Origin of the sequence: Roseateles depolymerans (assembly GCF_003387155.1) — a bacterium.
Taxonomy (GTDB): Bacteria; Pseudomonadota; Gammaproteobacteria; order Burkholderiales; family Burkholderiaceae_C; genus Roseateles; species Roseateles depolymerans.
Genome location: NZ_QUMT01000002.1, coordinates 1,136,449 through 1,160,187 on the forward strand (window position 1 = coordinate 1,136,449; position 23,739 = coordinate 1,160,187).

The following is a 23,739-nucleotide window of genomic DNA, read 5'->3' on the forward strand; positions in this document are numbered from 1 at the left end:
CCTACCGTGGACCGCGTCCAGTCCGCCAAGGTGTCTCCATGCCCCCGATTGTTCAAACTTCGCCGTCGCCGCGCCCCTCGGACTCGACGTCGCCGCGTTTCGAGGGCATCGTGATCGGGGTCCTCGTCGGCCTGGTGGACGGCAGCACGCCGCTGGTGAGTTTCCCCGGCAACCCCACGGCCGAATCGGTTGCGGCCCGCGCGCTGGCGACCCTGCAGCCGTCGGATGTGGGCCGCCGGGTCGGCTTGATGTTCGAGGAGGGAGACCCCTTGCGCCCGCTGGTCATGGGCTGCATCGCCGCCCCCCAGGCCGGTCGCACCGCCGCGCCCCTGACCGAGGTCGCCCTGGACGGCCACACGGTCGTGCTGCGCGCCGAGCAACGGCTGGAACTGCGCTGCGGCAAGGCCAGCATCACGCTGGACAAGGACGGTGCGATTGAACTGCGCGGCGTGAATCTGCTGAGCCGCGCAGTGGGGCGCAACCGCATTCTGGGCGGCTCCATCGATCTGAACTGACCGGCCGGTATGCAAGCTGCACGTCCGACTCATCTCTCGCCCCAATCCCCGGTCCACGTGATCCGGGGCGTCCACCGGCCGGTGGTGGAGCGACATGCGGTCGACTGTGCCTTCCTCTGGGTGCTGCGGGACCAGGCGGTGAAGGCGCCGCACTACCGGATGCGCAATCTGCTGAGCCTGGACCGCCGCATCGAGGCCAATCGCGAGGGCTTGGTGCACGCCGGGGATGCAGGATGGGCGGCGTGCCTGGCCGAATTGGCGCAGGACGAGGAGGATGCGGGCGCGACTTTCGCGGCGGCCCTGGTGGCTTTCTCCACACGCCGGGCCGATCACATGCGCCACATCTGCCAATTGGCGGTGGCCACGCCGGGCGGGCAACGCGCGCTGATCTCCGCGCTGGGCTGGCTGCCCTTCGAGCCCATCGCACCGATCCTGCAGCGGCTGGCGGCCGGTTCGGAGCCGCGACTGCGCCGGGTCGCCCTGCGGGTGTTGGCGATCCACCGCCGGGATCCGTTTGATGCCCTGAAACAGGCGCTGACCACCGACGACCCAGACCTACTGGAGGCCGCTGTGCGCGGCCTCGGAGAAAGCGGCCGACAGGACGCGCTGCCGCTCCTGCGGGCCCGCCTGGATGACGCCGCCGCCCCGGTCCGTGCCACCACGGCCGCCAGCCTGTTGATGCTGGGCGACGCGGATGGCCTGCCGTGGCTGGAACAGGAGGTGATGGAAGCCGGTCCCGCCGCGACGCCGGCACTGGCGTTGGTGCTGCGGTCGGTGTCCCCAGCGGAAGGCCGGCAGTTGCTGTCCCGCCTGAGCGGCCGGCCGGGGTCTGAGCGCATGGTCATCGCGGGCACCGGCATGTTGGGGGATCCGCTGGCGATACCCTGGCTCATCAGCCGCATGCAGGACCCACCGCTGGCCCGGCTGGCGGGCGAGGCGTTTTCGATGATCACCGGCGCGGATCTGGAATACCTGGATCTGGACCTGGACCTGAGCCGGAACGCGGACGCTCAGGTGCCCGAAGGCGAGCGGGAGAACGAGCACGAAGAGCCGGATGACGACGTCCCTCCGCAGGACCGCCATCTTCCGCTGCCCGACCCCGCTGGTGTGCAGGCCTGGTGGGCGCAGCACGAGGCCTCGATGGCCAAGGGCATCCGGCACCTGTGCGGGCGGCCGGTCACGCCCGCGTCCTTGCTGGAGATCCTGCGCACCGGTTACCAGCGGCAACGGCGCGCAGCGGCGCTGCAATGGGCACTGATGGACCCGGACCGGCCGTTCTTCGATGTGCGCCAACGCAGTGACGCTCAGCAACGGGCGCTGCAGTCATGCAACTGATCAACCGCACCCGATTTCCAGGCTCCTGGACCATGGGCTTTGCCCGGGATGGTCGGGAAATCGCGTTTGTGATGGCCAAGGCGACCTATTCGTTTGACGCGGACACCGGCGAGGTGCGTCCCGCACCGGCTCAGGAAGCCCTGATCCGGGCCGACGAATTCACCGGTGCGCCTGGGCTCAGCGCAGTGCTGCGGGAGACCGACTACGCCCAATTCAAACCGCGCTGCGATGTGCTGCTGATCGGCCAGGCGCATGCCCCGGCCGGCGCCTTGGTGCGCACGCTGCCGGTGGGTCTGCGGGTGGGCGGCATGACCAAGGCCTTCAAGGTGTCCGGGGACCGGGTGTGGGAAGCCAGCCTGCTGTCCTGCCGGCCCAGTGCGCCAGAGCCTTTCACCACCCTGCCGATCAGCTATGACCGCGCCTTCGGCGGGCTGGACGACTTTGACAAGGAGGCGCCGGTGGCCGCTTATCTGGCCAATCCGGTGGGCCGCGGATTCCATCGCAGGAAGGCGGCCGCCTTGGTCGATGGCTCCCCTTTCCCCAATAACGAAGCCATGGATCAGGCGGTGGTGCAGCCGGACGGAGACTATGCGGCCCTGTCGTTCGGCCCGATGGGACGCCAGTTTGCGGCGCGAGTGGCCTTTGCCGGCACCTACGACGAACAGTGGCAGAAGACCCAGGCGCCCTTCTGGCCGGAGGACTTCCGGTACGACTACTTCCAGGCCGCGCCCGCAGACCAGCAGATTCCGTATCCCCGGGGCGGCGAGGCGGTGATGCTGAAGCATCTCACCCCCGGGGGAACGGCATCGTTCGTGCTGCCGGCGCAGACGCTGTCGGTGCTGGCCAATTTCCACAAGGGCGGCGAGCGGGTTTTCGACATGCCGGTGGACACCTTGGTCATTGAACCAGACCGCGGTCTCTTCACCATGACCAGCCGCGTCGGCATTCCGATGGCGCGCAGCATTTTTGACCTGCGGGAACTGGTGCTGGACACGGCACAGGCGCTGCGGACACGGCCCTTTCGGAATGGCAAGCCGCATTACCGGGGGCTGGGCGACCTGGTTCGGGCGCGGCGGCGCGGAAAGGCCGTCCGATGAAGCCGCTGGTGATGACGGCCTACGGCATGAGCACCGCCCTGGGTTTGAATGCGGCGGCGTCGTGTGCGGCCATGATGGCGGGGATTTCGGGGGCCGCTCGCGGCGAGTTATGGGATGCAGAGTCCGGCACCACCCTCAATGTCTGCCGCGCACCGCTGCGGCAATGGTGGCACGGCATTGGAAAGCTTGGCGCCTTGGCGGCGGCGGCCGTGCAGGACTGTGCGTCCATGGCAGGGATCACCGATCTTTCAGCCGTTCCGATTTTGCTGGGCTGCGCGGAACCGACCCGCCCTTGCCCATTGGCGCCGCTGGACAGTGCCCTCCTGACCGCGATGTACACCGAGTTGAATGCGGCGCCTCATCCCCAGTCTCGCCTGATGCCCTTTGGGCAGGTGTCCGGCGTCGCGGCTTTCGACATTGCGCGAGACCTGCTAGCAAAAGGGCTTGCACAGCACTGCATCGTGGCTGGCGTTGACAGCTATCTCCATCAGCAGGTGATGGATGCCTACCTGCGCGATCGCCGCGTGCTTTGCGAATCCAATTCGAATGGTTTCATTCCGGGCGAAGCGGCGGGCGCGGTTCTGCTGTCCCTGGACATGCCTCAACAGCCGCATCTGCAAATCCTGGGCTGGGGCGGTGGCCGAGAGACCGGCACGATCAACGAAGACCGCCCGATGACGGGACGCGGCATGGTCACGGCGATGGAGGCCGCCTTCGACCGTAGCAGAAGCGACATCTATGCCACCCACTACACCCTCAACGATCTCAACGGTGAGCACTACAAATTCAAGGAGGCCACGCTCGCGGTGTCCCGCCTGATGCGCCGCCAGCATGAAGCGCCGCTTTTCGATACCTGGCATCCTTCTGAGTGGATTGGGGAAGTGGGCGCGGCCATCGTTCCCTGCTGCCTGGGCTACCAGCTCTACACCAGTGTTCGCGGTGCCGTTCCTGGACCGCAAGCCCTCGGACATTTTGGGGCTGATGGCGGCGAGCGCGCTGCCTACGTGGCCCGTTTTGTGGGAGATCCATGATGGGGCGCAAGGTGTATGCGAATGGTCGGGAGATCTCCGGCAAGGCGGACGGGAACATGTCCAACGGCGCCATGCCGGACGTATGCCTGACGCCCCCGCCTCCGCCCGCGGGACCATTGCCCATTCCCTATCCGAATTTTTCCGGCGATTCAGACACCGATGACGGCACGCGGGATGTGCACATTGGGGGCAAGCAGGTCAGTCAGAAGAACAAGTCGACCTTCAAGAAAAGTTCCGGCGACGAGGCCGCCACGAAGGCCCAGGGCATGGGCGTTGTGACCCATCAGATCCAGGGACCGAGCAAACATGCGGCTTGGTCGTTCGACGTCAAGGCAGAGAACGAGAATTTGCCGCGGCACATGGACCTGACCACCCACAACCACCAGCAGTCCACGCCCAATGGCGCGGTGGTGGTGGAGATGGGGGAGATCTCCATCAAGGCGCCGACCGATGATGCGTGTGAGGAGTTGAAGGCTGAAAACGACGACATGCGAGGAAAGTTGAAACAGACCTCGGCGCCGACCACGATCACCCACGGCAAGTTCCAGCCTGCCCAGGGCCCTGCGCAAAGTGTCTGGTCCTGCAGCCGCCGTCTCAAGGGCATCAACAAGGCGGGCTACTGCCGGGGGCAGCCCTATGATCGACCGATCAAGATCAAGAACGCCAAAGGCGTCGACCGCAACGCCATGCAGGCGGCCCAGACCAGTCTCTGCGAGGATGCCGTCAACAAGCATCGTTTCAGGTATACCAACGACATCAACATTCGCAATCCGCATACCAGCCACACAGAGCCTCGCATCATCGAGACGCTGCTCAAGCGTGGCAATGTCGCGGGTGGCACCTTGACCATGGCCATCAACTGGAACCAGAAAAACGGCGCTCAAGACATTCCATGCCCGGACTGTCACCGCCTGATCTGCGCGGCAGCCGTGTGTGGCCTCAACATTGTCCTTTGCACGGAGGTCGAGCAACCGCCGTGCAAGAAGGACCTGAGCAAGAATTGAGCGGGCAGCCGCTCATCACCGAAGAATCCATCATGCCGATCCTCACTCCCCCTGAGCACATTCAACGGTCCAAGGTCCGGGACCAAGCCGTCACCTACACGTGGCGCGGCACGGCGGACTACAACAAGAGCAATCAGAAACTGATGGATCAGCTGTCCGATCTGAGTGCCAGCGCCTGCCTGGCGTTTTGCTCGGGTCTGGCTGAATGGGTGTACTGGCGCCTGCAAGATCACACCGATTTCCACGCTCCACTGGAGATGATTGAAGCGTCCTGGGTCGCGCAGTCGGATATCCGCTACGTGAAGATTCCCAAGGTGTACGAGTTTGAGGAGCGGGAAGGTCAGATTGATGGAGTGCTTCTGTCCGTCAAGGACCTCGTGGAAAACGCGCTGAGGGCTTTCAACACGTCCACTGGTCAGAATGTGAAGGGCTATGGGGTGTACCTCTACCATGTTGCACGCCATGTCCTGGTGGACAAGAAGCCACTGGACGCATGGGTCAAGGCGGTGCTTGCACGTCTGAAAGAACACTATGCGTTCGAGGCAGACCAACCCAAGGGCGAGCCGGTGCCGAGGTCCGCAGTCGACACCACACAGCCCTTTGACAAAGCGCAGAGCGGCAAGGCGCTGGACGAGTTTTTGGAGAGTGTCGATCCAGCGGGCAATCGTTATCTTTGCACCCCGGACGAATGGGCTGCCAAAGGCCTTTCAGACGCGCCCTATCGTCTGGCTTGACGCTCCACCCGCGGATTGAATGGCCGTGACCTTGCTTCGTCCCCACTACATCGAGCCGATCCCTGCTGGATCCCGCATTCCGTGGGCTTGGGATGATTGGGAGGTCGAAGCCTCTTATGAACCCGGCGACGCAGTGGTGAACGAGCGACTGCAGGGGCTCCAGCGACGCGCGCAGCTGGCCATGTGTGTCGCGATTGCCGAGTGGATTGCGTTTTCGCTGGAGGCCTTGGATGCGGATCCGCGCCCCCAGCAATACCTGGAGGCTGCCTGGCTGGGCACGGTGCATTTCGCGTGCTGCCCGTACATGGAATGGGAAGACGAAGAATGGAGCGGCCCGGTGCGGGGACCGCTGCATGTGATGATGGCGCAGGTCAATGATGCCCTGCACTTTGAGGGTGCGGACCCTGCGGAGAACGCGGCTTGGCTATCGACACTCGCCCAGCACATCGTGCCTGTCTCTGCCTCCTTCACCATCTGGCGCGATGCCGTGCTGCACCGATTGGAACGCTGGTATCCCGGCATCGAGAAAGCCGACGACGACTTTGACGATGACTGGCAGGCGCTTGAACCGCTGGTGCCTCGCGAGTGCTTTGATCCCACCGCCCCGTTTGATCCCGCCGTGAGCATCGACCTGGTTCGCCGTCGCCTCGCCGCGGCCGATCCCGACACCAACCCCTACCTCAGCACGCCGGAAGAACGGGCCGAGGCAGCGGTCGTCCTGCCGTTTGAGCTGGAAGCACGGCGGGCTGCTGGCCATGAAGACAGTCAGGAGTTCCCCAAGGGCAGTCTTCCCGCTCCGTGAAACCGGAACTCTTCCCTCAAGACGCATTCAATGGCCACCCCTCATCTCCCCGCCTTCTTTCGGACGCCCATGACGATGCCGATGCCGATGCTGCTGCTCATGCTGCTGCTCACGCTGCTGGCACTGCCATCGCACGCGGCCCCGCTCAAGAAGGACGCCGGGTTTATCCAGACGCGTGCTCAGCTTCTAAAGGAAGGCTGGCAACCGGTGACGACGCAAGTCGGTGACGAAGGAGGCCCCATCGGTACCGAAGCCAGCTTGATCGCAGCGGGCATTGTCGAAGTCGAGAGCTGCGCGGTGGACCGGCCCCTGTGCATCCTGAACTACCGACGCCACCAGCGATGCCTGCGCCTGATCACCTCCGGCGAGGAGCTGCCGACGATGACGGTCGACAGCTGGACCCATCGCTGCCCGGCGCCGCGACGCGCCAACGGCCAGTAACGCCGCCCGCGATCACCGCAGTCACGGCGTCGCCGCTCAGGCCATCGGCAGCGCCACCGTCAGGCACAGCACCTCACCGTCCTCGTCGTAGTCCGCCGAGATCTCCGTGCCCTGCACCACCCACTGCTCCCATTCGATGGCCGTGTCCTCGCCATCGGAGGCCTCCGGCTCGCCATAGGCGGCGAGCGCTTCCTCGCGGATCTCCACCGCCACGTCGCTCAAAGGCGCCAGGCCTTCATAGGGCTCGACCTCCTCGCTGCCCTGAGGGTAGTAGAAGATGCTGCTGAGCACACGCGGGCCTTCGCCGCGGGGGGCGCCGTAGTCGCGCGTGAATGCATCCCGGGCGGAGAACGACAACACCACGCCCAGATCGGTGAGCATCAGGAAGTCGCTCTTGAGCTTCTGGATGCGGGCGGGCGTCAGCGCGGCGTCGCCCTGGGCGTGCGGCGCGACCGCCTGATGAAGCGCCTCATCGGTATTGGTGAGGCCAAGCAGCTGGGGGAAGAGTTCGGGAGTCATGGGCCGGATTGGATCACGAACCTCCTCAATCGAATCCGTACTCGAAATCCCCGTCCTTCACCGTCAACGCCACCTTCGTGATGCTGTGGCCCTGCGTCAGTCGCGTCAGGTATTCACGGCTGATCCGCGGCAGCACGGTATTGGTCAGGATCGCGTCGATCACCCGCCCACCACTCTCCACCTCGTTGCAGCGGCTGATCACCAGCTTCACCACGTCCTCGCCAAAGCTGAACGGCACGCCCAGGTTCTCACCCACACGGCGCTGGATGCGGCCCAGCTGCAAGCGAATGATCTGGCCCAGCATCTCTTCATTCAGCGGGTAATACGGGATGGTCACCAGCCGACCTAGCAGCGCCGCGGGGAAGACCTTCAGCAGCGGCTCACGCAGCGCCTTGGCAATGCCCTCCGGTTCCGGCATCAGCTCCGGATCGGCGCACAGCTTCATGATCAGGTCGCTGCCCGCATTGCTGGTGAGCAGGATGATGGTGTTCTTGAAGTCGATGTAGCGCCCTTCCCCGTCTTCCATCCAGCCCTTGTCGAAGACCTGGAAGAACAGCTCGTGCACATCCGGGTGGGCCTTCTCGACCTCGTCCAGCAGCACCACGCTGTAGGGGCGGCGACGCACCGCTTCGGTCAGCACGCCGCCCTCGCCGTAGCCGACATAGCCCGGGGGCGAGCCCTTCAGTGTGGAGACGGTATGGGCCTCCTGGAACTCGCTCATGTTGATGGTGATGACGTTCTGCTCACCGCCATACAGCGCTTCGGCCAGCGCAAGCGCCGTTTCGGTCTTGCCGACGCCGGAGGTGCCGGCCAGCAGGAACACGCCGATGGGCTTGTTCGGATTGTCCAGACGGGCCCGGCTGACCTCGATGCGCTTGGCGATCATCTCCAGCGCATGGCGCTGACCGATGACCCGCTGGTTCAGCGTATCGGCCAGCTGCAGCACCGCCTGCAGCTCGTTGCGCACCATGCGGCCCACCGGAATGCCGGTCCAGTCCTGCACCACGCTGGCCACGGCCTGTTCGTCCACGGTCGGCAGGATCAGGGGCGTGTCGCCCTGCAGGTCGGCCAATTCGGCGCGCAAGGTCTTGAGCTCGGCGAGCAGCGTCTCGCGCTCGGCCTCTGCCGGTGCGCCCTCGCCTTCCTTGCGCAGCAGCGCATGCAGTTCCAGGACGCGGTCCACCAGCGCCTTCTCCCGCGCATGACGGGCTTCCAGCTCCGCACGGCGGGTCTGCGCCTGGTCCAGCTCAACGGCCACGCGCTGACGGCGCTCGGTCACGTCCATGCCGATGGCGGCCTCGCGCTGGATGATCTCCTGCTCCACCTCCAGCGCCTGGATGCGGCGCAGCGTGTCCTCCAGTTCAGCCGGCGTCGCATGCTGGCTCACCGCCACACGCGCGCAAGCCGTGTCCAGCAGGCTGACCGCCTTGTCCGGCAGCTGGCGGGCGGGAATGTAGCGATGAGACAGCCGCACTGCCGCTTCAATGCCTTCATCGAGCAACGCCACGCGATGGTGCTTTTCCAGCACCGACGCCACGCCGCGCAGCATCAGCACGGCCTTGGCCTCGTCCGGCTCGGGCACCTGCACCACCTGGAAGCGCCGCGTCAGCGCCGGGTCCTTTTCGATGTGCTTCTTGTACTCGGCCCAGGTGGTGGCGGCGATCGTGCGCAGCTTGCCGCGTGCCAGCGCCGGCTTGAGCAGGTTGGCCGCATCGCCGGTGCCGGCCGCGCCGCCCGCGCCGATCAGGGTGTGGGCTTCGTCGATGAACAGAATGATGGGCTTGGGCGACGCCTGCACTTCGTCGATGACGGCGCGCAGGCGGTTCTCGAACTCCCCTTTCATGCTGGCGCCGGCCTGCAGCAGGCCGATGTCCAGCATGTAGAGCGACACGTCCTTGAGCTGCGGCGGCACGTCGCCCTGGGCCAGGCGCAGGGCAAAGCCCTCCACCACCGCCGTCTTGCCCACGCCGGCCTCGCCGGTGAGGATGGGGTTGTTCTGGCGGCGGCGCATCAGGATGTCGACGATCTGGCGGATCTCCTCGTCGCGTCCGGCCACCGGGTCGATCTCGCCCTGGCGGGCCCGCTCGGTGAGGTCGACGGCGAAGCGCTTGAGCGCCTCCTGCTTGCCCATCGCCGCCGGGGCGATGGCGCCGCTGGCGTCTCCCGGTGCAGCACCGGGCTCGGCGGCGCGCATGGCCTGCTCGGGTGAGCCTTCCACCACCTTGGCAAAGTTCTCGCTGAGGTCTTCCACGGGGATGCGCTCGAACTGGCGCGACAGCGACAGCAGCACATTGCGCATCGACGCGGTCTTCAACAGGCCCACCACCAGATGCCCGGTGCGGACTTGCCCGTCCCCATACAGCAGCGAGCCGTAGACCCAGCCCCGCTCCACCGCATTCTCGACCCAGCTCGACAGATCGGTCACCGACGAGGCGCCCCTCGGCAGCCGGTCCAGCGAGGCCATCAGGTCCGCGGACAACTGCGCGGCATCCAGCCCGTAGTGCTTGATGATGCGGTGCAGATCGGAGTCCGGCGTGTTCAGGATCTGGTAGATCCAGTGCTGGAGCTCCACATAAGGATTGCCGCGCAGCTTGCAGAAGACGGTCGCGCCTTCAATAGCCTTGTAGGCCAGCGGATTGAGTTTGCCGAACAGGCTGGTGCGAGAAATTTCGCTCATGAGGGTTCTCCCATTTCTTCCCGTGGGGGTCGCATCGTTGTGTTGTGGGGGCGGCGGTCTGGCCGGCTTGGCGGGATCGACCACGGACGCAGCCGAAGGTCGCCGCGGTCGCTGGCCGGCATGGCGCGGCCGGTGCGGCCGGCCCAGCTGGTGTAGCCCAGGCGCAGCTGGTTGCCGAGCGTGGCCTGCGGCACCGCCCGGCGCTCCAGCACCGGCTGGATTTCCCAGCGCAGGCTGTGGCCGACGTATTGCCGGATCCAGTCATTCAGCGGTCGCCAGGCGCTGCCGTCCGGCAGGAAACGGTCGTACTGTTCGCGGGTGAGCGGGCCGATGACGACGCGGAAGCGGTACTGCCGGTCCCAGATCTTCGTGCCCACCGTGGTGCTGCGGCCCAGGGCGGCCGGGGTCAGCCCGATCCGCTCCCCGCGGTTGCGGGCAAAGCCCAGGCGGGTGCGCTCCTCCGGCTCCAGCGGCAGCCACTGCGGCACATGGGGGTCGATGCGCACAGCCACCTGGAAATGTTGGGACAGGATCTTGGCCAGGCCTTCCGGATGGCGACTGCGGGAGCCCATCAGTCCGGCGTTAAAGAGGCGCGCGGTTTGCGGCAGCGTGTCCTTGGGTTGCCAGCCGCCGTGTAGGCCGGAGGCGGCGCCCAGCCAGGCGGCATAGCGGTCCGCCGCGGGACGGTCATGCTGCACCGCGGGCTGGGACTGGGCCCAGGCGCGATAGAACAGCATCAGCAGCCGGTGATGGAAGACGTCCAGGAAGCGGGCCAGCGTGGGGTCGTTGCGCTGGTACTGGCGCTCCCGCGCATATTCGGTGAGATGCAGCGGCAGCGGGCCCTGCGGGCCAAGCAGGCCGAAGAAGCGCACGCCCAGACGGGGTACGCCGGCACCGGTCGGCTCCAGCTTGGCGAGCGCGGCCGGCGCGAAATCCAGCTCGGCCTCTTCGCCCAGGCGGATCGGCTCCAGACTCGGTCGGGCCGCACGCCCCAGGCGCGGCAGATGCGGTGACAGGCCCTCGATGCGGCGCAGCAAGGCGAAGAAGTCATGCGACCAGGGTCGCTTCTCGACATCCTCGAACAGCGCCTGAAGCGCGGCAGCGTGACTGGATGCAGCTGAGGCTGCAAAAGCGGCAGATCCGGCAGTTTCAGCGGATGCAGCATCGTGGGCCGGCTGCGCAGGCGCGTCCAAAAACCGTTCGAAGGCCGTCGGGTCGACGAGCGGTTCAGCCGTTGCGCTGCCGTCCCCCGGCACCCTCGCCTCAGCCCCTTCCGTAGCGGGCGACGCACTCACACCAGGCTCCCGGCGGGACCACGCATCAGCTCCCCGCCCAGGCGCACCGGCCAGCGGCGCAGCTCGCCGCGCTGCATCGAGCGCAGCCGCAACTGGGTGAAGCTGTTGATGGCGGCATAGCGGGCGAAGTAGTACTCCAGCACGCTGCCGAAGAGGAACGCGCTGTGGCCCTGGAAAGCCAGCTCATCCAGCTCCAGGTCGATCTCCGCGCCGCAGCCATGGCTCAGCGGGCCGCTGAACGGCAGTCGCCGCACCACCGACTTCACCGTGACGTGACGCACCCCATCGACCAGTCGCTGCCAGGAAGGATCGCCCGGCGGCCCGTACAGCGCGAGCAGCCGCCGCAGCGTGGCCGCTGCCTGCGAGGGGGTCTCGTCCGCGAAGGGCAGTTGCTGCATCGTCAGCAGGCCCACCAGACTCCAGCCCGCTTCGCCCACCGGCTGACGCGTGACCGGCCGGGTCGGCCCGTGCACCGCATCCACCCGCAGGACCGGACCGGCGGCATCCAGCCGCCAGGCCCCCGGACCGGCGCTGCCGTTGTGGGGCAGCAGCGTGGGCAGGTCGCGGTTGCTCACCAGCGCGGACACCGACAACTGGCGGATGTCCTCCCGATAAGGCGCATGACGCGGATCCACCAGCGACAGGAACACTTCCTCGCCGATGTAGCCGGTGCGCGGGCCCTGTTCCTTCTGCTTGGACGACAGCAGGCGGGGCTCGCGGCGGGCGGTGTAGTAGCCGGAGCCCTCGCCGGAGGGTTCGTGATAGGTGGCGTAAAGCGGCCGGAAAGTCTGCTGGCCGACCTGCCCGGCCCCGTATCCGATGACGGACTGAAGGCTGTGCACTTCGAAGTCCATCGGCCGGGTGCGGTCCGGGACCACGTGGTATTCCCAGCTGCCCGGGCCCAGCTGGATGCGGTCCAGCCGCTTGGGGAACAGATTGATCGCGGGGGTGCAATGCAGCGACAGGCTGCCGGCATCCACCATCGCCTCCAGTCCCGCATCCGGACGGCTGAAGAAGACCACCAGATCGGCTTCCTGCCCATCGATGCGGGCCAGGCGGTCGCCCAGGTCCTGGATGTCGAAGAAGAGGAACCGGCGCGGCATGGCCGCTGCTTCCTGGATCAGCCGGCAGCCGGAAAAGCTCCGATGGGTGTCCGGCAGCAGGGCCTGGTCGGCCTCAAAGCCCACCGGGGCGATGCTGGTCCCGTCGCGCCATTGAGCCGCGGCGGAGAGCCCGTCCACGCCGGCGCCGGTGACGAAGCTGCCCACCGAGGCGCCCAGCACCAGCTCGTGCAGGCGGAAGGCCACGTCGTCCGGCGCGCTGATGTAGAGCTGCAGGCGGTCCATGCGCAGCTGGCGCAGCGGGATGCCGCCGCCGGTGCGGATGCGCAGTCGCAGGCCGCCGCGGTAACCGGCCGCGCCCGGCAGGCGGTTCATCGGCAGGTCCGGCGCGTGGGTGAAGTACTGCGCCTGCACCAGCTCGATCGGCCAGAGCATCACGTCGTGGGCGGTGCGGAATTCGCAGCGGGTGTCCTGCCCCCGCACCAGGCCCGACTGCAGCACGCTGTTGCGCGGCACCGGGTAGCCCTTGCCCAGGTTGGGATCGGTGATGTCCACCGAGAAGCGCGCCACCATCATGGACGGCACAGGCGCCAGGAAATTCGGATAGATGGACTCGAGCAGATGCGAGATCAGCCGGGGATGTTCCGCATCCAGCTTGAGCTGCACGCGCGCCGACAGGAAGGCAAACCCTTCCAGCAGCCGCTCCACATAGGGGTCTGCAACCTCGGTCCCCTCCATGCCCAGCCGGCCGGCGATCTTGGGGAATTCGCGGGCGAACTCGCCGCCCACCTCGCGCAGGTGGGTGAGTTCATCGTTGTAGAGGCGAAGCAGGCGCGGGTCCATGTTCAGGCCTCCCGCACCTGCACCTGGCCGGCTTCCAGGTCCATCTGGGTGCGCAGCAGGATTTCCAGCGGCACAGGCTGCGACCACAGGTGGCCGCGGATTTCGAATTCGATCACGTTGTGGGTGTCCAGCACGCTGTCGGCCTCCAGGGCGCGCACTTCCAGCGTGCTCTCCAGGATGCGGGGTTCAAATCGGAGGATGGCCTGGCGGATGGCCCGCTCCACATGGCTGACGTCGATCTTGGACGCCAGTTGCCCGGAGAGCGCCGGCAGGCCGAAGTTCAGCACGCTGGCCGCCACCTGCGGATGGCCCTCCAGGGCCTTGCCCACCGGCTGCACGGCATTGAACAGCCAGCCCAGGTCGCGCAGCACCGCCTGACGCAGCTGCGACTTGCTCATCATGCGCCGCTCCTCAGCCTCGACACGGCTGGTCGGGTCGTCGTCGGTCAGCCGGTCCAGAAGGGCCGGCTGCAGGCGGTCGCGGGTGGGCTGCTGGCTCATGGTCTTTAACCGCGGTTCACTGGATCATGCGCAGCGGACCTGGCATTCAGGACCCCAGCTCAATCAGCCGAACATCCAGCAGCCCGGCCTCGGCCTGATCGGTCATCAGCACGCGCTGGCCGATGCCGGCGTATTGGTCGCCCTCCCCGGTCGCGTCTGCATTCGAAGCGCCGCCGCCCAGCGGCTGCCACTCCGTCAGGCGGGACATCCAGGCGCGCGGGTTCTCGGAGGCCGTGGTGCGCGGATACCGCGTCGGGATCAGGGCCACCGAGCCGCCGCCGTTGGGGAACTCCAGAAAGGCCGGCGCCCAGACCAGGTCGCGCAGGTCTTCCGGCGGCTCGATCTGGATCTTCACCAGCGCCGACAGGGGCACCCAGCAGTAGCGGCCATTGATGATGGCCTCCAGGATGGGGCCGAGTCGCGAATCGCCATCGCAGATCCACTCGAAGGCCTGGCCGTCGAGGCTGCCGGACGTGGCCGGCGCCTGCTCCAGCGCCTGCGCGCGCATGAGGCGCGCCGCCGCATGGTCGCCATCGCCGTCCAGCTTGAGGGCCTGCACCATCGATGCCACCCATTCGGCGGGCTCGCCCATGACCAGCGGCGTGGTCTTGCCCTCGAACACCGCTTCGCGCACCAGCTCGCACTTGAGCGCCTCGCGGTAGGTGTTGACCATCGCCAGCGTGGCGGCATCCAGCTCGCCGCAGACTTCCAGCTGCGCCGCCGCACGCGCCCACTGGCCGTTGACCGCCAGCAGCTGGAACAGCAGCACCCGCAGCTTCGCGTCCTGCGGCTGCTGGCGCACCTGCTGCTGCACGGCCGCCAGGGCCTCGGCCGGCTTGCCGGCGGCGATCAGGTCTTGCACTGCGCTCATGAGAAAACTTTCTGCGGCCTCAGGTGAGGTCGTCGGTGAAGGTGCAGGTGCCGCCCATCTGGCCGGTGGCGCTCTGGTTGCGGTATTCCACCGCCACCTTCTGGAAACTCAGGGTGATGCGTTCCACCGGTTGGCCCTCGGCGTCCACATCGATGTCGTAGGTGGCCACACGGGCCTTTTCCAGCGTGATGCTGAAGAAATCCTGCTGCTCGCCGCCGGCCTTGCGTAGGCTCAGCTTGGCGCTGCGCACTTCGTCATTGGTGGCGACCGCGCTCATCAGGGCCGTGCTGGCGCTGTCGAGCTGCTTGGTGATGGTGAGCTGCCGGTAGCTGCGACGGCCGGTGGCCTGTCCCGCCACCGCATCGCCGCCCGCTCCCACCCCCCAGGTGAAACCGGCGACGGTGATGTCGTTCTGGTGTCCCGGCGAGACGGACTCGCCCTTGACCTTGCCCGCCCGCTTGAGGGTGAGGTCCAGGTACATGTCGGCGCTGCCGCCGCTGTTCGTGAGAGACATGTGAGGCTCCATGACACACGGGCCACCGCAGTGGCCCGTTGTTGGTCAGCGCAACGAGGCGCGGATCAACGGGTTTCGGTGGTGGCGACGTTCCAGCCGAACTTCACCGCGCCACCCAGGGCGCCCTTCTCGTTCTGAGCCTTGTACTCGAACTCGATGTCGGCGTAGCTCAGGGCCACGCTTTCCGAGATGTCACCACCGGCGCTGGCCGACGGCGAGATCGAGGTGACCAGCACTTGCTTCAGCGTGATCTTCAGGAAGTCCTGTTGGCCTTCACCGGCCTTGCGGCAGGTGATGACGGCGCTGTCGAAGTGCTTGCCGCTGGCGCAGGCCTTGGCCAGCACCGGCGACGACTTGTCATAGTAGTGCGCGAACACCAGTTGGCCGGGGATGCCCTTGCCCTTGCCCGAACCACCGCCGGCGGCAGCAGTGCTTTCCTGGCGGGCATCCCAGGACCAGGCGAGCAGATCGATCTCGCCCTTGTGGTCCTTGTGGGTGGATTCGCCTTCAACACCGGCGAGTTTCAGATTGGCGTCGATCGTCATGATGGTTCTCTCCTTGATGGACTCGTGAGAAGTCGGCCCGCTTCAAAGCATGCGGGACCGCAAAAACGGGCCGGTGGCCCGGAACTGTTGACCGATGGGCCGGATCGGCCCTCCCTCGGTGACGGGATTTGCGCTTTACTGGCCCTTTTGCGACGGCAGCTTGGACACCAGCCGCAGCGACACCGTCAGCCCTTCGAGCTGGTAGTGCGGACGCAGGAAGAACTTGGAGGTGTAGTAGCCCGGATTGCCCGGGATCTCTTCCACCAGCACTTCCGCAGCCGCCAGCGGCTTTTGCGACTTGGTGACTTCCGACGAGTTCGCCGGGTCGCCATCGACGTAGTTCATGATCCACTTGTTGAGCCAGCGCTCCATCTCGCCGCGCTCCTTGAAGGAGCCGACCTTGTCGCGCACGATGCACTTCAGGTAGTGAGCGAAGCGGGTGCAGGCAAACAGGTAGGGCAGACGGGCCGCCAGATTGGCATTGGCGGTGGCGTCCGGATCGTCATACTCCGCCGGCTTTTGCAGCGACTGCGCACCGATGAAGGCGGCGAAGTCGGAGTTCTTGCGGTGCACCAGCGGCATGAAGCCGTTCTGGGCCAGCTCGGCCTCGCGGCGGTCGCTGATGGCGATCTCGGTCGGGCACTTCATGGCCACGCCGCCCTCGTCGGTGGGGAAGCTGTGGGTGGGCAGGTTCTCGACCGCGCCGCCCGACTCCACGCCGCGGATGCGGGTGCACCAGCCGTAGGTCTTGAACGAACGGTTGATGTTGGTGGCCATCGCATAGGCCGAGTTGGCCCAGGTGTAGGCGTTGTGGTTGCCGCCGCCGGTGTCTTCCTCGAAGTTGAATTCCTCGACCGGATTGGTGCGGGCGCCATACGGCAGGCGGGCCAGGAAACGCGGCATCGTGAGGCCAATGTAGCGCGCATCGTCCGACTCGCGCAGCGAGCGCCAGGCGGCATATTCCGGCGTACCGAAGATCTTGGTCAGGTCCCGCGGGTTCGCCAGTTCCTGCCAGGAGCTCATCTGCATGGCGGAAGGATTCGCCGCGGCAATGAACGGGGCATGGGCGGCAGCGGCCACCTTGGCCATCTCGCCCAGCAGCTCCACGTCCGGCGGGCTGTGGTCGAAGTAGTAGTCGCCGACCATCGCGCCGAAGGGCTCACCGCCGAACTGGCCGTATTCCTCTTCATAGACGCGCTTGAACAGCGGGCTTTGATCCCAGGCGGTGCCCTTGTAGCGCTTGAGCGTCTTGCCCAGCTCCTGCTTGGAGATGCTCATGACGCGGATCTTGAGCTGCTCATCCGTCTCGGTGTTGTTCACCAGATAGTGCAGGCCGCGCCAGGCGCTTTCCAGCTGCTGGAACTCGGGGTTGTGCAGGATGAGGTTGAGCTGCTCGGACAGCTTCTTGTCCAGCTCGGCGATCATCGCCTCGATGGAGACGATCACGTCGCTGCCGATCAGCGAGGTCTGCGACAGCGCCTGCTGCGCCAGGGTCAGCACCGCCTGCTCGACGGCGGACTTGGCCTCGTCGGTCTTGGGCTTGAATTCCTTGTTCAGCAGCTGGGCGAACTCGTTGCCTTCGTACGAGATGCCCTGCAACGCGGCGGAGGATTGGGCGAGAGTGTCTTCGGCCATGGTGGGTTGCTCCGGAGTCTGGTTTCAGTGCGCGGCTGCGGTCGGCGCGGTCACTGCGCGTCGCTGCCGTCGGCAGGCTTCTGGGCGGAGGCCAGGGACTTGAGCAGCGCTTCGTCCTTCACCACCTTGGCGATCAGCTGCTCCGCGCCAACCTTGCCGTCCATGTAGGTGATCAGGTTGGCCAGTTGCTGGCGGGCTTCCAGCAGCTGCTTGAGGCCGTCCACCTTGCGAGCCACGGCGGCCGGCGAGAAGTCGTCCATGCTCTCGAAGGTGATGTCCACCATCAGGTTGCCTTCACCGGTCAGGGTGTTGGGCACGTTGAAGGCCACACGCGGCTTCATCGCCTTCATGCGGGCGTCGAAGTTGTCGACATCGAAGTCCAGGAACTTGCGGTCGGCCACCGGCGCCAGGGGCTCGGTCGGCTTGCCCGACAGGTCCGACAGCACGCCCATCACGAACGGCAGCTGGACCTTCTTCTCGGCGCCGTAGAGCTCGACGTCGTATTCGATCTGGACGCGCGGGGCGCGGTTCCTGGCGATGAACTTCTGGCTGCTGGTGGCCATGTGCTACTCCTGAATGAAGACGTCGTCGTGGGCGTCGGAATGGTTCTTGTGAAGGGAGGGACTCGGGGTGGGCATCACTCGTCGGTGCGGCCGGCCAGGCGCTCGATTTCGCTCAGGCCGTCCGGCACGAGGTCGCGGATGATGTCCATGAAGTTCTTGGTCATGAGCCGCTGCGCCCGGCGGATCAGCAGCGGTGCGGGGTTGCTCGGTTCGTTCAACTCGATCCAGTCGCACACGCGCTGCAGGGCGCGCATGGCGTCTTCGCGGCTGGCGATGACACCGGCGGGCACGGCGATGCGGGCAACCGCGGTGGCGGCGCCAGTCGGGCCGTCCTGCCCGTCAGCGGCAGCGCCCACGTCATCGGCGGCCGCGGACGTGCCACCGCCCAGCTGTGCAGCCACCTGGGCCAGGGGCTTGAGGACGCGGATCAAGGGGGTGAAATCCGGTCCCTGGGCGGCGCCCAGATGCTGCTCGATGAGGGTGGAGATGGCCTGGACGGTGGTCAGGCCCGCCTGCAGGCGTTCCACCAGTGCGGGGTCGCTGGCGGACAGCGCGCCGAGTCCTTCGAGCAGGCCCTGGGGGGACGGGGCCGATTCGTTGGGACCCGGGTCGACGTTGCCGAACGCCAATTCGACGTCACGCACGCGGGGGCCGCCGCGCTGGCCGGTGAGGCTGGCCGCACGCAGGTCGGCCAGCGCCGCTTCCGGGCTGGCCAGGGGCAGCAGCGCATTCATGCGCATGGTGGGGTCGTTGTTGTCGCTGGCGTCCAGTTGGGGGTGGACATGGTCCCAGTGACGTTCCAGGAGCCCCTGGATGAGGGCCAGCCCGCTCAGCGCGGCCTGGTAGCCCTTGAGGCGGGCGCCGCTGCGCACCAGCCAGACGGCCAGGCGCAGGTCGCGGCTGCGTTCGGCCAGGGCCAGGGCCTGTTCCCAGACCTTGATCCAGTCCGGCTCCTCGGCGGGGATGACCGTGTCGCCGTACTGCTGCTCGGGTTTGCCTTCGCCGGCAGTCTGCAGGGCCAGGAAGGCCGCGTCGTATTCCAGGTCGGGGCCACAGGGGGCGTCGTCCTGGAGAGGGGTCAGCAGATGATCGAGCTCAATATCAGCCATTGCGTCCGGCGTTTTCTTGACGTCCGGACTCTAGAGACACAAAACAATTCGCGCAGTGGTCGAAAGTCATATTGGCCTGAAACGGGTGGGTCGACGAGGTCGACCCATCCCCTTCAGGCGACCATTCCGCGCAGGGCGTTGAAGAGCTTGCGAGGCTGCAGAGGCTTGAAAAGCACCGTGTGGCCGCTTTCGTTCGCGCGGCGGATCTCTTCCTTGCTGGTGTCCCCGGTGATCAGGATCGCCGGGACATCATGGCCGTACACCCCACGCACCGCGCGGATGGCGTCCAGGCCGTCCGGGCCGTCGCCCAGGTGCAGGTCCGACAGGATCAGGTCGGGCGGCTCCGGGCGCTCCCGCGCCACCCTCGCCGCATCCTCGGCATGCGCCGCCACCTGCACTTCGTAACCCCACTCCTCCAGCAGGACCTTCAGGCCCTCCCGGATCGGCTCCTCGTCATCGATGACCAGCACCGACCGCGGCTCGATGACCGACATCGGAATCGTGTCCGCCGCGCCGATCACGTCCTGCACCGCATGCAGCTGCTTGACCGGGATGCTCAGCCGGAACATGGTGCCGCGCCCCGGCCGGGACGCCACCACCAGCCGGTAGCCCAGCAGATGCGCCAGGCGCTTGACAATGGCCAGCCCCATGCCCAGCCCCTGGGTCCGGCTGCGCTCGCCATGGCCCACCTGGTAGAACTCGGCAAAGATGCGGGGCAGGTCATTGGGCTTGATGCCGATGCCGGTGTCCCACACCTCCAGGTTGATGTGGTCCTCCGTGCTGCGGGCCACTACCACCACCCCACCCTTTTCGGTGTACTTCAGGGCGTTTTGGACCAGATTGCCCAGGATCCGCTCCAGCAATTGCGGGTCGCTGCTGACCGATTTGCCGCCCGGCGCCAGCCGCAGCCCGAGACCTTCCGCCTCGGCCTGGCCGGCATAGTGCATATGCAGGCGCTTGAACAGGTCGCGCAGCGCGAAATGCTGGATGTTGGGCTCCACCGTGCCGGCGTCCAGCCGGGAGATGTCCAGCATCGCGTTGAAGGACCGCTCCAGCCCCTCGATCGACCGCATGATGTTGCGCACCAGCGGCTCTTCCGCACTGCCCTGCAGCCGGCGCTCCAGCGTAGCGGCGAACAGGCCCAGCGCATGCACCGGCTGGCGCAGGTCGTGACTGGCGATGGCCAGGAAGCGGCTTTTTTCCTGGTCGGCCCGCACCGCCTCGTCCCGCTCCTGCTCCAGCAGGCTCACGCGGTCATCCCGCTGCATCACCCAGAGCTGGTTGCGGTGCCAGCGATGCTGTTCCAGCAAGGCCAGCCCGGCCACCGCCATGGCGGCGGCAAACCAGGCCGCGCCCTGCCAGGGTCGCTCGAAGGTGCCGTCCAGCAGCAGACGCGCCAACCCTTCCGACGCCGGCAGCAGCGCCACCGCCGCAGCGCCCCGTCCCATGGGGGCCAGCAGCACCGCCAGCACGGTCGACGCCGCCGCCAGCAAGGGTCCGGCCAGCGGCGCGCGCGCCCCCGGCGATTCGGCAATCCAGGGATGCAAACTGAGCAGCAGCAGGCAGCCGATGCCCTGCAGCAACAGCAGGCGGCGTCCTTTGCGAGGGTCCAGGGAATGACGGGCGGCCGGGCGGGACAGCCGATGCGACATGCGCCGCGCCGTCCACACACAGCCGGTGGCCAGCATGGCCACGCCGCTGAGCCACACGATCAAGCCGGAGGACAGCTCCTGCCGATTGAGCGACACCAGCAGCGGCAGCGCCACGGCCGCAAGCAGCCAGGGCCAGTGGGCCCAGGCCTCGTCGAAAGCGGCATCTTCCAGACGGCGTGCAATGGCGCGGCGCTCGCGGCGCCGGCCGTCCTGGGCATTGTCATCGCCGTCGGCCGTACGGCCGGCCACGGCCACGTAGCGGCTGAACCCTTTGGATTCAGACGATCGTCTGCTCTTTCTCTCGGCCAAGGGCTCAGCGGAACAGACTGATCATGTGGGAGCGCGACTTCACATCGAGCGCCAGCAGCAGGGAAGACACATAGTTCTTCACCGTCCCCAGCGACAGCTGGGTGGAGTTGCTGATTTCCTGATTGCTGCAACCGGACAGCACCAGCTCCAGAATCTCCAGATGCCGCGGGCCCAGCTCGGCCACGCGGTCATACATGGCGGAGGTCGGGAAGCGCGGGAACATCGAGCCGGTCGGTGCCGCACGGCGCTGCTCTGCCAGCAGTGCGCGCAGCGTGCTGCGCATCTCCGACATCAGCGCGCCCTTGGGCAGATAACCCACGGCGCCCAGCGCACGCGCCTGGCGGACCACGAATTCATCCTGCGTGCCGCTGAAGACCACCACCCGCGCTTGCGGATAGGCCTCCATGAACTGGCGCAGCCCCTGCAAACCTTTGCAGTCGCCCAGATTCAAGTCCAGCAGGACCGCATCGAAACCAGGGCCGTCGGCGGCGTCTGCATATTGTGCAAGCCCCTCCTGGAGCGACGAAGCCTCCACCCAGTCGATGCTGATCTCATCCAGAGATTGATAAAGCGTTCGTATGCCCGCGCGGACCAATTCATGGTCATCCACAAGCAGCACGCGACGCGTGACAGTCATGTTCGACATGGCAAAGCCACCATTCACAGAACCCGCAAAATGGCGGAGATCAGAAACACCTTCCATAGGGCCCCCTCTTTCGCGATGTACCCAACTCCGGTGTGTACATCGCAACCCCTCTTGCACCGGAGACGGGCGCATCTTAGGCCCGTGGGGGGACAAAACACCCCCTAAGAAGGGGGAACTCCGAGGGGGGATGGGCGCAACAGTTGTTACGGCAAGTTGTTACGACTCACGACTCGCACAAAGCCCCCTCCGCAGAGGGGCTTGACCCGTGCAAAGTGCCGCCACTGCTCGCTTGGCGCGAGCCCAGACTTCGCGATCGTCGAAACAATGAAGTCTCCCGTCTGTTTCCGATGATGCGACTTTCTGCAAAACCTGTTCCCGATTTCGGTGCGAGCGTGGCCGTTTCAGCCCCAATGTGGCTTTCCGGATGCATGGGGAAACCCCTCAATGGTGCGATGGGGCAAATCGTGGACACTAGCGCCAGGTTAATCGATTAACCTACGAGGGTGGCCAAGAACGAGACAGCAGGGGCACCAATCAGCCCTGCGCAGAGTGAGACAACCTTGAGCGATCGCATCCTGAAGATTGAAGCGTCTTCCACAGACGACCCGACGGCCCAAGGCCGAATGAATCGCCGCAGGCTGATGCTGGCCGGTGGTGCGCTGCTGGCTGGACAGACCTTGCCGGGCGCTGCGGCAGCGTTCGCCACGACTGGGGCCGCGGATGCGTCCGCATCGAGCGGCGCCGCAGCAGCATCCGGGGCAAGCTCTCCAGCAACCGCGGCTGCCGCGAGCCCGGCCACCGCGACCTGCCCGACCCAGCCCGCGACGCAATACGCCAGTTCCTTCATCCTGGGCGCGGACGTCTCCACGCTCGACGTCGTCGAGCGCGGCGGTGCCAGATTCTCCACCGCGGACGGCCGGGTCGGCACGGCCCTGCAGATCCTTCGGGTGTCGGGCATCAACTGGGCGCGCTTGCGCTTGTGGCACACCCCCGTCAATGCCCGGGATGTGGTGGAGGGCGACAAGATCATCTCCCGTCACGGCGACCCGGTCGGCGGCGGCAACAACGGGCTGGACGTCACCCTGGCGCTGGCCCGGCGCATCCGCAAGCAGGGCCTGAAGCTGCTGCTCGACATCCACTATTCGGACTTCTGGACCGACCCCGGCAAGCAGGAGAAGCCCGCCGCCTGGACCCGCCTTCACGGAGAAGCGCTGGAGGCGGAGGTTGAACGTTATACCTCCCAGGTGCTCAAGGCCCTGCACGACCAAGGCACCGCCCCCGACATGATCCAGGTCGGCAATGAAATCAACGGCGGCATGCTCTGGCCGGACGGCAAGACCTGGCAACAGACGCCCGACGAGAAGATCGGCGGTGACGCCGCCTTCATCGGACTGCTGCGCGCCGGCATCCGCGGCGTACGGCGTACCGATGCACTGCGGGGAGCTCGTCTGCCGGTCATGCTGCACCTGGCCCACCAGGGCGACGGCAAGAGCGGCGAGATGTTCCGCCGGGTCTACGACCAATTCGAGTCGGCCCGGCTGGACTACGACGTGATCGGCCTGAGCTGGTATCCCTACCACCACGACAACTTCGAAGCACTGCGCACCAACCTGCGCGACCTCTCCGACCGCTACCGCAAACCGCTGGTGGTGGTGGAAACCGCTTACGGCTGGCGCGCAGACAACCCGGGCAGCGGTCCGGCCGTCTTCAATGAAGAAGGCGCGCGCCGCGGCGGCTACCCCGCCACCCCGCAGGGCCAGGCCGCCATGCTCAAGGACCTGATCCAGGCCGTGGCCGCCGTGCCGCAGGGCCTGGGCGTGTTCTGGTGGGAGCCCGCCTGGCTGGACGTGCCCGGCGCCGGCTGGCGCACCGGCGAAGGCAATGCCTGGGCCAACCAGACCCTGTTCGACGACAAGGGCCGTGCCCTGCCCGCCCTCCAGGCGTTCCGCGAGGCCGCTCCCTGCATCTCTGCCGATGGCGGCCCGCCCCGACCACCGGCCGCCCTCCCCATCCCCCGCTGACGGGTCCGCTGCCGGACCCC

22 protein-coding genes are annotated in these 23,739 nt (G+C 66.7%); 9 read left to right on the forward strand and 13 right to left on the reverse strand.

The genetic code is table 11. The annotated features are described in order from the left end of the window. Positions 1-38 precede the first annotated feature (38 nt). The 8 genes from DES44_RS12870 to DES44_RS12905 all read left to right on the forward strand — a co-directional run bounded on the left by DES44_RS12870 (position 39) and on the right by DES44_RS12905 (position 6,959). Entirely contained in the window at positions 39-515 is a 477-nt protein-coding gene (locus tag DES44_RS12870; RefSeq protein WP_058935287.1) for a DUF6484 domain-containing protein, read from the forward strand. Positions 516-524: 9 nt separating this feature from the next. Continuing rightward, the gene (locus tag DES44_RS12875; RefSeq protein ID WP_083525611.1) at positions 525-1,850 is read left to right on the forward strand and encodes a TIGR02270 family protein; all 1,326 of its coding nucleotides are present in this window, start codon (positions 525-527) and stop codon (positions 1,848-1,850) included. Next, on the forward strand, positions 1,841-2,947 hold the full coding sequence (locus tag DES44_RS12880) for a DUF2169 family type VI secretion system accessory protein (protein WP_058935289.1): 1,107 nt from the start codon (positions 1,841-1,843) through the stop codon (positions 2,945-2,947). Before DES44_RS12875 ends, DES44_RS12880 begins: the two co-directional genes overlap by 10 nt. Beyond that, positions 2,944-3,978, forward strand: a complete 1,035-nt coding sequence (locus DES44_RS12885; protein ID WP_058935290.1) for a beta-ketoacyl synthase N-terminal-like domain-containing protein — start codon at positions 2,944-2,946, stop codon at positions 3,976-3,978. The genes DES44_RS12880 and DES44_RS12885 overlap by 4 nt, the downstream gene beginning before the upstream one ends. Further along, positions 3,975-4,982, forward strand: a complete 1,008-nt coding sequence (locus tag DES44_RS12890; protein WP_232309772.1) for a DUF4150 domain-containing protein — start codon at positions 3,975-3,977, stop codon at positions 4,980-4,982. The genes DES44_RS12885 and DES44_RS12890 overlap by 4 nt, the downstream gene beginning before the upstream one ends. Beyond that, positions 4,955-5,716, forward strand: coding sequence for a hypothetical protein (locus DES44_RS12895; RefSeq protein WP_157592960.1), 762 nt, complete (start codon positions 4,955-4,957; stop codon positions 5,714-5,716). The genes DES44_RS12890 and DES44_RS12895 overlap by 28 nt, the downstream gene beginning before the upstream one ends. 25 nt (positions 5,717-5,741) lie before the next feature. Beyond that, complete coding sequence (locus DES44_RS12900; protein WP_147307075.1) at positions 5,742-6,518, forward strand: hypothetical protein; 777 nt, start codon at positions 5,742-5,744, stop codon at positions 6,516-6,518. A 69-nt stretch (positions 6,519-6,587) separates the two neighbouring features. Continuing rightward, positions 6,588-6,959, forward strand: a complete 372-nt coding sequence (locus DES44_RS12905; protein ID WP_116001548.1) for a hypothetical protein — start codon at positions 6,588-6,590, stop codon at positions 6,957-6,959. 36 nt (positions 6,960-6,995) lie between these two features. Here DES44_RS12905 and DES44_RS12910 read toward each other — a convergent pair whose 3' ends face one another. From DES44_RS12910 to DES44_RS12970, 13 genes are all read right to left on the reverse strand, one after another. Next, positions 6,996-7,478 carry a hypothetical protein gene (locus DES44_RS12910; protein WP_058935295.1) on the reverse strand — a complete coding sequence of 161 codons (483 nt, stop codon included), beginning with the start codon at positions 7,476-7,478 and terminating at the stop codon, positions 6,996-6,998. Positions 7,479-7,503: 25 nt separating this feature from the next. Then, positions 7,504-10,155 (reverse strand): type VI secretion system ATPase TssH, encoded by a 2,652-nt coding sequence (tssH, locus tag DES44_RS12915; RefSeq protein ID WP_058935296.1) that lies wholly within the window; start codon positions 10,153-10,155, stop codon positions 7,504-7,506. Then, positions 10,152-11,348, reverse strand: a complete 1,197-nt coding sequence (gene tssG / locus DES44_RS12920) for a type VI secretion system baseplate subunit TssG (protein WP_211326936.1) — start codon at positions 11,346-11,348, stop codon at positions 10,152-10,154. Before tssG ends, tssH begins: the two co-directional genes overlap by 4 nt. Before the next feature lie 98 nt (positions 11,349-11,446). Further along, positions 11,447-13,354: a type VI secretion system baseplate subunit TssF gene (gene tssF / locus DES44_RS12925; protein ID WP_058935298.1), complete on the reverse strand. Its 1,908-nt coding sequence runs from the start codon at positions 13,352-13,354 to the stop codon at positions 11,447-11,449. 2 nt (positions 13,355-13,356) lie between these two features. Further along, on the reverse strand, positions 13,357-13,854 hold the full coding sequence (gene tssE, locus DES44_RS12930; protein WP_058935299.1) for a type VI secretion system baseplate subunit TssE: 498 nt from the start codon (positions 13,852-13,854) through the stop codon (positions 13,357-13,359). 46 nt (positions 13,855-13,900) lie between these two features. Next, positions 13,901-14,725: a type VI secretion system accessory protein TagJ gene (locus tag DES44_RS12935; protein ID WP_058935300.1), complete on the reverse strand. Its 825-nt coding sequence runs from the start codon at positions 14,723-14,725 to the stop codon at positions 13,901-13,903. Positions 14,726-14,744: 19 nt separating this feature from the next. After that, a complete protein-coding gene (locus DES44_RS12940) occupies positions 14,745-15,239 on the reverse strand; it encodes an Hcp family type VI secretion system effector (RefSeq protein WP_058935301.1) in 495 nt (164 codons plus the stop codon). A 65-nt stretch (positions 15,240-15,304) separates the two neighbouring features. After that, complete coding sequence (locus DES44_RS12945; RefSeq protein WP_058935302.1) at positions 15,305-15,784, reverse strand: Hcp family type VI secretion system effector; 480 nt, start codon at positions 15,782-15,784, stop codon at positions 15,305-15,307. Between the two features lie 135 nt (positions 15,785-15,919). After that, on the reverse strand, positions 15,920-17,419 hold the full coding sequence (gene tssC / locus DES44_RS12950; protein WP_058935303.1) for a type VI secretion system contractile sheath large subunit: 1,500 nt from the start codon (positions 17,417-17,419) through the stop codon (positions 15,920-15,922). Positions 17,420-17,469: 50 nt separating this feature from the next. Then, positions 17,470-17,982 carry a type VI secretion system contractile sheath small subunit gene (tssB, locus tag DES44_RS12955; RefSeq protein WP_058935304.1) on the reverse strand — a complete coding sequence of 171 codons (513 nt, stop codon included), beginning with the start codon at positions 17,980-17,982 and terminating at the stop codon, positions 17,470-17,472. A gap of 74 nt (positions 17,983-18,056) precedes the next feature. Then, positions 18,057-19,091 carry a type VI secretion system protein TssA gene (gene tssA, locus DES44_RS12960; RefSeq protein WP_058935305.1) on the reverse strand — a complete coding sequence of 345 codons (1,035 nt, stop codon included), beginning with the start codon at positions 19,089-19,091 and terminating at the stop codon, positions 18,057-18,059. Between the two features lie 113 nt (positions 19,092-19,204). Further along, positions 19,205-20,992: a hybrid sensor histidine kinase/response regulator gene (locus DES44_RS12965; protein WP_147307076.1), complete on the reverse strand. Its 1,788-nt coding sequence runs from the start codon at positions 20,990-20,992 to the stop codon at positions 19,205-19,207. A gap of 64 nt (positions 20,993-21,056) precedes the next feature. After that, on the reverse strand, positions 21,057-21,698 hold the full coding sequence (locus tag DES44_RS12970) for a response regulator transcription factor (RefSeq protein ID WP_116001601.1): 642 nt from the start codon (positions 21,696-21,698) through the stop codon (positions 21,057-21,059). Positions 21,699-22,258: 560 nt separating this feature from the next. On the opposite strand from DES44_RS12970, the gene DES44_RS12975 reads away from it, so the two are divergent. Beyond that, on the forward strand, positions 22,259-23,719 hold the full coding sequence (locus DES44_RS12975) for a glycoside hydrolase family 53 protein (protein WP_083525614.1): 1,461 nt from the start codon (positions 22,259-22,261) through the stop codon (positions 23,717-23,719). The last annotated feature ends 20 nt before the right edge of the window (positions 23,720-23,739 follow it).

Bases quoted from the DNA above. Each gene is read 5' to 3' on its own strand.
- DES44_RS12940 (WP_058935301.1), bottom strand. From the start codon at position 15,239: ATGTCTCTCACGAACAGCGGCGGCAGCGCCGACATGTACCTGGACCTC.
- DES44_RS12905 (WP_116001548.1), top strand. From the start codon at position 6,588: ATGACGATGCCGATGCCGATGCTGCTGCTCATGCTGCTGCTCACGCTG.
- tssA (WP_058935305.1), bottom strand. From the start codon at position 19,091: ATGGCTGATATTGAGCTCGATCATCTGCTGACCCCTCTCCAGGACGAC.
- tssH (WP_058935296.1), bottom strand. From the start codon at position 10,155: ATGAGCGAAATTTCTCGCACCAGCCTGTTCGGCAAACTCAATCCGCTG.
- tssE (WP_058935299.1), bottom strand. From the start codon at position 13,854: ATGAGCCAGCAGCCCACCCGCGACCGCCTGCAGCCGGCCCTTCTGGAC.
- DES44_RS12885 (WP_058935290.1), top strand. From the start codon at position 2,944: ATGAAGCCGCTGGTGATGACGGCCTACGGCATGAGCACCGCCCTGGGT.
- DES44_RS12935 (WP_058935300.1), bottom strand. From the start codon at position 14,725: ATGAGCGCAGTGCAAGACCTGATCGCCGCCGGCAAGCCGGCCGAGGCC.
- DES44_RS12870 (WP_058935287.1), top strand. From the start codon at position 39: ATGCCCCCGATTGTTCAAACTTCGCCGTCGCCGCGCCCCTCGGACTCG.
- tssB (WP_058935304.1), bottom strand. From the start codon at position 17,982: ATGGCCACCAGCAGCCAGAAGTTCATCGCCAGGAACCGCGCCCCGCGC.
- DES44_RS12910 (WP_058935295.1), bottom strand. From the start codon at position 7,478: ATGACTCCCGAACTCTTCCCCCAGCTGCTTGGCCTCACCAATACCGAT.
- DES44_RS12945 (WP_058935302.1), bottom strand. From the start codon at position 15,784: ATGACGATCGACGCCAATCTGAAACTCGCCGGTGTTGAAGGCGAATCC.
- DES44_RS12970 (WP_116001601.1), bottom strand. From the start codon at position 21,698: ATGTCGAACATGACTGTCACGCGTCGCGTGCTGCTTGTGGATGACCAT.
- DES44_RS12890 (WP_232309772.1), top strand. From the start codon at position 3,975: ATGATGGGGCGCAAGGTGTATGCGAATGGTCGGGAGATCTCCGGCAAG.
- tssC (WP_058935303.1), bottom strand. From the start codon at position 17,419: ATGGCCGAAGACACTCTCGCCCAATCCTCCGCCGCGTTGCAGGGCATC.
- DES44_RS12880 (WP_058935289.1), top strand. From the start codon at position 1,841: ATGCAACTGATCAACCGCACCCGATTTCCAGGCTCCTGGACCATGGGC.
- tssF (WP_058935298.1), bottom strand. From the start codon at position 13,354: ATGGACCCGCGCCTGCTTCGCCTCTACAACGATGAACTCACCCACCTG.
- DES44_RS12875 (WP_083525611.1), top strand. From the start codon at position 525: ATGCAAGCTGCACGTCCGACTCATCTCTCGCCCCAATCCCCGGTCCAC.